This is a genomic window from Microcystis sp. M53598_WE2 (assembly GCF_030067735.1).
In the GTDB taxonomy this organism is placed as follows: domain Bacteria; phylum Cyanobacteriota; class Cyanobacteriia; order Cyanobacteriales; family Microcystaceae; genus Microcystis; species Microcystis aeruginosa.
On the sequence record NZ_JASJFE010000889.1, the window covers coordinates 1 to 7,343 of the forward strand.

Consider the following 7,343-nt stretch of genomic DNA (forward strand, 5'->3'; position numbering starts at 1 on the left):
AATCCTCCTAAGTAGGGAGGCACAATTAATTATTTGTAGGATGGGTTAGGGTAGGACTATTTAATTGATTATTATTCATTCTTAATCCTCCTGACTACTGACTACTGGCTCCTAACCCCAACAACAATTTTTGATTTTTACCAGAGGTCTAGTTATCATCGCCTTGATCTAGCTGATGGCTGATAGCTTAATTATCAAACTGTTGCTAATTTTGAACCGACGAGATTTTTCTTAACTAAAAGCTCGGCAATTTGTACAGCATTTAAAGCCGCACCCTTGCGAATTTGATCGCCGCATAGCCACAATTCTAGACCGTTAGGATGGGATATATCTTGACGAATGCGTCCCACTAATACTTCATCGCGACCGGTAGCATCAATTGGCATGGGAAAATAATTAGCGTCCCAATCTTCCACTAATTTTACCCCCGGAGCGGACTGAAGAATCTCTCTAGCCTTCACCACAGAAAAAGGCTGACTAAATTCTAGGTTAACCGATTCCGAATGGGCCCGCAGGACGGGAACCCTTACACAGGTGGCGCTAACCCGCAGCTCCGGACAAGCAAAAATCTTGCGGGTTTCGTTGACCATTTTCATTTCTTCCTCGCAGTACCCTTGACCATTAATCGGGGTATTGTGGGGAAAAAGATTAAAAGCGAGGGGATAGGGGAAGGAATTAGTGGGAGGTTGCCGATTGTCAAGAATTGCTTGTGCTTGCTGTTTTACCTCCTCCATTGCTCGCGCTCCAGCACCACTAGCGGACTGATAAGTAGAAACTACTACTCGCTCGATCGACTGTACTTGGTGGAGAGGCCAGATCGCCACTCCTAAAAGAATTGTCGTACAGTTGGGATTAGCGATAATGCCCCGGTGATTGTCCACACTGTCGGGATTGATTTCTGGGACAACTAAAGGCACTTCGGGATTCATGCGAAAAGCACTGGAGTTATCGATCATCGTCGCACCCGACTCGACAATAGTTTTCGCCCAAGCTTTCGAGGTGGACCCCCCCGCAGAAGCAAGAACGATATCCACGTCCTGAAAAGAGCGCTCGTTTACCGCTTCGATGAGGAGACTTTCGCCCCGAAAATCGAGGGTTTTTCCAGCAGAACGCTCGGAAGCCAGTAATTTTAGACTAGCGAGAGGAAATTGACGACTAGCTAATAACTCTAGTAATTCCGTTCCCACGGCCCCGGTGGCTCCTAAAATAGCGACCCGTACTTTTTGACTCAAATTGTGTGACCTCCTGACGAGTTGGGTGATGATAATGATCCGAAGAAATCGTTACAGTAAAAAATCTTTTTTGTCCACCGAGTTATTCTAAAACTTGGATTGATCGGCTTTTGATCAGCAAAATTTTCTGATTGGGCTTAACTGCCCCAAGGACGGAATAAATTAAATATACCCCATTGACCGCTAAAATAAAAAGATTGTGAGAGCTTGGGGAGCAACTGCAGCTATTCCCCTAGAATATCACGAGCGGGACGGATCCACCGCAGGCGTAAACACCGCTCACCCTATTATAAACGTTCCTTGTCGTAAGAGCTAGAAAAATCAATGAAAGTTATTCAGGAAAAGCTTCCTGCCAGTCAGATAGGTTTAGAAATTGAAATTCCCGCCGAAACCACGAAAAACACCCACGAGCAAGTGGTCAAGAATTTAGCGAAGTCGGTTAATATACCCGGTTTTCGCCCCGGCAAGGTTCCCCGTCAGATCCTTCTGCAAAGATTGGGAACTAAGGCGGTAAAAGCGGCGGTAATTGAGGAATTAATTGAAAATTGCCTCGAATCTGCCCTGAAACAGGAGGGGATCGAGTCCCTGGGCAATCCACAGCTATTGTCTAAGTTTGAGGATTTGATCGCTGCCTATGAACCGGGTAAAGCTTTGACTTTTTCAGTTTCCCTGGATGTGGCCCCGACAATTATTCTCGGAGATTACGAAAATCTGAGCGTTACTGCCGAAGAAACCGTTTATGATCCCGAATCCGTGGAAAATTGGTTTAAAGAGCGTCAAGAACAGTTAGCAACATTGGTTCCCGTGGAAGATCGCGGGGCGCAGCTGGGAGATGTGGCGATCGTTGATTATCGGGGAAAATCCGCCGAAACTGGCGAGGATATCCCGGATATTGACGGCGAAGATCTGCGGGTGGATATGGAAGCAGGACGCTTTATCGAGGGTATGGTGGAAGGAATTATCGGCATGAAACCGGAAGAAGTCAAAGAGATGACTTTGACTTTCCCGGAAGATTATCCCAAAGAAGATGTGGCAGCAAAAGCGGTAATCTTTACAATTACGATGAAAGAGTTAAAAGCGAAGGAATTACCGGAGCTTGACGACGATTTTGCCCAAGAAGTCAGCGATCAGGAAACAATCGCCGAATTAAGAGCAAGTTTAGAGAAACGTTTCCAAGAACAAGCGGAGAAGGAAACCAAAGAAAGCATTGATGACGCTTTAACCAAGGAATTAGTCAAGGGTGCGACTTTAGATTTACCGGAGACGCTGATCGAAAAGGAAGTGACGCATATTTTGACCCAAAGCTTCATGCAGTTCCAACAAATGGGTCTAGATGTCAACCAGTTGTTTACAAAAGATAATATTCCCAAAATGCGGGAAAACGCCCGTCCCGATGCGATCGAAAGTCTGAAACAGACTCTGGTGGTGCAGGAATTGGCTAAAGTCGCGGGCATTGAAGTCAGTCCCGAAGCGGTAGCGGAAAAAATCGCTAATATCATGTCCCAATTGTCCGATCGCGACATAGATATGCAGCGTCTGGAACAGGTGATCACTGAAGAAATGCTGGCGGAAAACACCCTGGAATGGCTGAAAGAAAAAGCTACTATCACCCTCGTCCCCAAAGGTTCCCTAGAGGAAGAAACAAGCGAGGAGGAGGAAACGGAAGAAACCTTCGCATTCACCGAAGTGGAAGTGTTGGCAGCCGAGGAAGAATAACCGTAAGGAGTTAGCGGTCGTGTTGGGGTGTTGGGGTGTTGGGGTGTTAGGGTGTTAGGGTTTTGGGGTATTAGTTGAATTCCCCCATTCCCCCATTCCCCCATCTCCTGATAACTGATAACCGATTCCTGCCAACCGGGGGAAACTTAGGGCATAATAGATGGACAGAAGTGCTAAAGATGCTTAACATTTGCCAATAAAAGCTCCACAGCCAAGCAAAACCCCTAAGATTGTGATAGCGGAACCGAAAAAATTATGCTCGAATCGAGATCACCTGACTACCCAATTACCAGTAATTGTCGCCCTGCTATCTACGCCAACACGGGGAGAAACTCCCTAGCTAACGTTTTACCCGTGGTAATCGAACAGTCTGGCATGGGTGAACGGGCTTTTGATATCTATTCTCGACTCTTGCGCGAGAGAATTGTCTTTTTGGGAACCCCCGTCGATGATCAGGTCGCTGATTCGATCGTTGCCCAACTCCTCTACTTGGAGGCAGAAGATCCCGAAAAAGATATCCAACTTTATATCAACTCCCCCGGTGGTTCCGTTTATGCCGGACTAGCTATCTACGACACCATGCAACAAATTCGCCCCGACGTGGCGACAATTTGTTTCGGTTTAGCCGCTAGTATGGGAGCATTCCTGCTTTGTGGTGGCGCGGCAGGTAAACGGATGTCCCTACCCAGTAGCCGGATCATGATTCACCAACCCCTCGGCGGCGCCCAAGGTCAAGCTAGTGATATCGCCATCCAAGCCAAAGAGATCCTCTATATTAAACAGAGACTCAATACCATGCTGGCTCACCACACCGGTCAACCCTACGATCGCATCGCCAACGACACCGAACGGGACTTTTTCATGTCGGCCGTCGAAGCCAAAGAATATGGGTTAATCGATCTGGTGATTTCCCGTCCCGAACTGCCCGATCCTACCGTTCCCGTTACTTCCCTGTAAATAATAAACTATGTCTAAATACGACTCCCACCTCAAGTGTTCATTTTGCGGCAAATCCCAGGAACAAGTGCGAAAATTAATCGCCGGGCCGGGGGTCTATATTTGTGACGAGTGTGTGGAACTGTGTAACGAAATTCTCGATGAGGAATTGATGGAACCGCCCAGTCCGGTCGCCCCGGTGGAGGAACGCCCCAACAAACGGCGATCGGGCCAAAACAAAACCACTTGGGAACAAATTCCCAAACCAAGAGAGATTAAAAAATACCTCGATGACTACGTTATTGGTCAAAATGAGGCGAAAAAAGTGCTTTCTGTGGCCGTTTATAACCATTACAAACGCCTCAAAGATATCCAAACCCAAAAAGCCAGTGGCGGCAATCCGGAAGATGGGATTGAACTGCAAAAATCCAATATTCTGTTAATTGGTCCCACAGGATCGGGAAAAACCCTTCTAGCTCAAACTCTGGCCAAAATCCTCGATGTACCTTTTGCTGTCGCCGATGCCACCACTTTAACCGAGGCCGGTTATGTGGGGGAAGATGTGGAAAATATTCTCTTGCGTCTGTTACAAGTGGCAGATTTAGACGTGGAAGAAGCGCAGCGGGGCATTATCTACATCGATGAAATCGATAAAATTGCCCGCAAGAGCGAAAATACCTCGATTACCCGGGATGTGTCTGGAGAAGGGGTACAGCAAGCTTTACTGAAAATGTTAGAGGGAACGATCGCCAATGTTCCCCCCCAAGGCGGCCGCAAACACCCCTATCAGGATTGTATTCAGATTGACACCAGCAATATCCTGTTTATCTGCGGTGGGGCGTTTGTCGGTTTAGATAAGGTGATCGATCAGCGTCTCGGTAAAAAATCCATGGGCTTTATTCAACCGGGAGATGGCCAAGTTAGTAAGGATAAGGTAGCGGCAGGGTTATTAAAACAAATGACTCCCGATGATTTAGTCAAATTTGGCATGATTCCAGAGTTTGTCGGTCGGATTCCCGTCCTAGCGGCGCTTTCACCCCTGGATGAGGAAGCTTTAATCGCTATCCTGACGCAACCCCGCAACGCTTTGGTGAAACAGTATCAAAAACTGTTGAAGATGGACAATGTACAGTTAGAGTTTAAATCTGATGCCGTCCTAGCGATCGCCCAAGAGGCCTATCGTCGCAAAACTGGGGCCCGGGCCCTACGGGGTATTGTCGAGGAATTAATGCTCGATGTCATGTACGAATTGCCCTCGCGCAAGGACGTGAAACGCTGTTTAATCACCCGCGAAATGGTGGAAAAACGTTCCACGGCAGAGCTATTGGTTCATCCTTCCTCTCTACCTAGTCAAGAATCCGCTTAAGGGGAAAAATCGAGGTTAACCATGCTGAACACCGTTCCTGCGATCATCAAAGAAGGCCGGATCGAACTCCTCGAATCCGTGCCGATTCCAGAGGGTACTAGGGTTTTAGTCACCCTCATCCCGGAGGAGACAAACTCGGATTTCTGGCAAAAAGTCAGCGAAACTGCACTGGCTAAGATTTGGGATAATCTGGAAGACGACATCTATCATGAAAACTCAAATAATCGATAAAACAGTCACTGTCCGCGGTGTTCCCCACTATTACGAGTGGATTCGACAGTCGGAATCTGCCCAGAAAAAGCCAGTCATGGTGTTTATTCATGGTTGGGGAGGATCGGGACGCTATTGGCGATCGACGGCTGCGGCAATTTGCGATCGCTTTGATTGTTTATTGTACGATATGCGGGGTTTTGGTCGGTCTAAATTGCCGGAAAAATCCCCCGAGCTTTCCTACGATTTAGAAGAATATGCCCTTGATTTGGCCTTGTTTTTAGATAGTTTGGAAATTGAAAAAGTCTATCTCAATAGTCACTCTATGGGGGCATCGGTGGCGACTTTTTTTATTACTATGTACCCCGAAAGAGTGGTCAAAGCAGTTTTAACCTGTAATGGCATTTTTGAGTATAATAAAGCGGCTTTTGCTGCCTTTCATAAATTCGGTAAGTATGTGGTACAGTTTCGTTATGATTGGTTTTTAAAAGTACCTTTTGCCGATCAATTATTTATGGCGAGATTCTTGCATCGATCGATCCCAAAATCAGAAAGAATTGCTTTTTTAGAAGATTTTTTAGCGGCAGATTACGAGGCCGCCCTAGGCACAATTTATACATCTGTGAGTAAAAAAGCAGTGGAAATTATGCCGGATAAATTTGCAGAGATTAAGATACCAACTCTTTTAGTATCGGGGGAAAAAGATATTATTATCCCTGCCAAAATGGGCAAAATGGCGGCGGATTTGAATAATAATATCCAGTATGTGGAGATGGCTAATACCGCTCACTTTCCCATGTTAGAAGATGCCCCCACTTATCTAAAAAAATTGCAAGATTTTTTAGAAATTAATTAGAATGCCAAAAGGTCAGGAAAAACGCCCCAAGGCCACACCAATCAGGATAGTAACCCCGAAAAAGAGACGATACCAGACAAAAACCCAGGTACTCTGTTTTTTGAGATAATCTAATAACCAAGCGATCGAAAGATAGGAAAATAGCGCCGAGGAAATTACCCCAATAGCTAGGGGAATTAATTCACTGGTGTTAATCTGGTCGAGAACTCCTTTAAATTCCACTAAACCGGCTAAAGTTATCGCCGGAATCCCCAACAGAAAGGAAAATCGCGCCGCTACTGCCCTTTCTAAACCCATGAATAACCCGGCAGTTAAGGTGGACCCAGAACGAGATACCCCCGGTATTAGGGCTAAAGCTTGGGCTAATCCCATTAAAACCCCGTCTTTTTGTCGCAAAGTCTCGAAACTGCGTTTATGTTTCCCGATTTTTTCGGACGTACCTAAGAGTAAAGCCATGACTATGGAGGCACAGGCGATCGCTGTCATGCTTCTCAGGGGGGAATTATCTAAATCGGGAATGAAAAGTTTCATTAACAAACCGAAGAAAACGATCGGAATTGTGCCTAGGATAATCCCCACGGCTAAACGAAAATCCTGGGAACGATAATCGGAACTAGCCACCGCTTTCACCATTCCCGTGGATATTTGCCTTAAATCCTGCCAAAAATAGGACAATACCGCCGCAATACTGCCCAATTGAATCACTGCTGTATAGGTGACACCGGGATCTCCCCAACCCAAAAAGACGGGAATCGCTTTTAGATGAGCGGTACTGCTAATCGGCAAAAATTCCGTCACTCCCTGCACAAATCCCAAAAAAATTGCCTGTAACCAGTTAATTTTTGCCAGAGGTATGGCGCTAGTGGTTGATTGGGCAATGACGGCGGGTGTAATCGCCAAAATTACCGTTATTATCGCTAGTCCTAGCCATTTATAGCTTTTTTTCAGTAAGGAAAACATCATTTTTCAGTAAAAAAAGGGGTTGGGTGTGGGGTGTGGGGAAATTAACTAATCAATATTACTGCCT

7 protein-coding genes are annotated in these 7,343 nt (G+C 46.1%); 5 read left to right on the forward strand and 2 right to left on the reverse strand.

The window, feature by feature from the left end; genetic code table 11:
• Positions 1–194 precede the first annotated feature (194 nt).
• Positions 195–1,232 carry an aspartate-semialdehyde dehydrogenase gene (locus PX636_RS18135; protein ID WP_288118167.1) on the reverse strand — a complete coding sequence of 346 codons (1,038 nt, stop codon included), beginning with the start codon at positions 1,230–1,232 and terminating at the stop codon, positions 195–197.
• 324 nt (positions 1,233–1,556) lie between these two features.
• On the opposite strand from PX636_RS18135, the gene tig reads away from it, so the two are divergent.
• From tig to PX636_RS18160, 5 genes are all read left to right on the forward strand, one after another.
• Positions 1,557–2,948 (forward strand): trigger factor, encoded by a 1,392-nt coding sequence (tig, locus tag PX636_RS18140; protein WP_288118168.1) that lies wholly within the window; start codon positions 1,557–1,559, stop codon positions 2,946–2,948.
• 255 nt (positions 2,949–3,203) lie between these two features.
• Positions 3,204–3,905, forward strand: coding sequence for an ATP-dependent Clp endopeptidase proteolytic subunit ClpP (clpP, locus tag PX636_RS18145; protein ID WP_002736918.1), 702 nt, complete (start codon positions 3,204–3,206; stop codon positions 3,903–3,905).
• 10 nt (positions 3,906–3,915) lie between these two features.
• On the forward strand, positions 3,916–5,250 hold the full coding sequence (clpX, locus tag PX636_RS18150) for an ATP-dependent protease ATP-binding subunit ClpX (protein WP_288118169.1): 1,335 nt from the start codon (positions 3,916–3,918) through the stop codon (positions 5,248–5,250).
• Positions 5,251–5,271: 21 nt separating this feature from the next.
• Positions 5,272–5,481 (forward strand): hypothetical protein, encoded by a 210-nt coding sequence (locus PX636_RS18155; RefSeq protein ID WP_004160464.1) that lies wholly within the window; start codon positions 5,272–5,274, stop codon positions 5,479–5,481.
• Positions 5,459–6,316: an alpha/beta fold hydrolase gene (locus tag PX636_RS18160; protein WP_288118171.1), complete on the forward strand. Its 858-nt coding sequence runs from the start codon at positions 5,459–5,461 to the stop codon at positions 6,314–6,316. The genes PX636_RS18155 and PX636_RS18160 overlap by 23 nt, the downstream gene beginning before the upstream one ends.
• 12 nt (positions 6,317–6,328) lie before the next feature.
• On the opposite strand, the gene PX636_RS18165 is transcribed toward PX636_RS18160, so the two are convergent.
• Positions 6,329–7,279, reverse strand: a complete 951-nt coding sequence (locus PX636_RS18165; protein WP_288118173.1) for an undecaprenyl-diphosphate phosphatase — start codon at positions 7,277–7,279, stop codon at positions 6,329–6,331.
• Positions 7,280–7,343 lie beyond the last annotated feature (64 nt).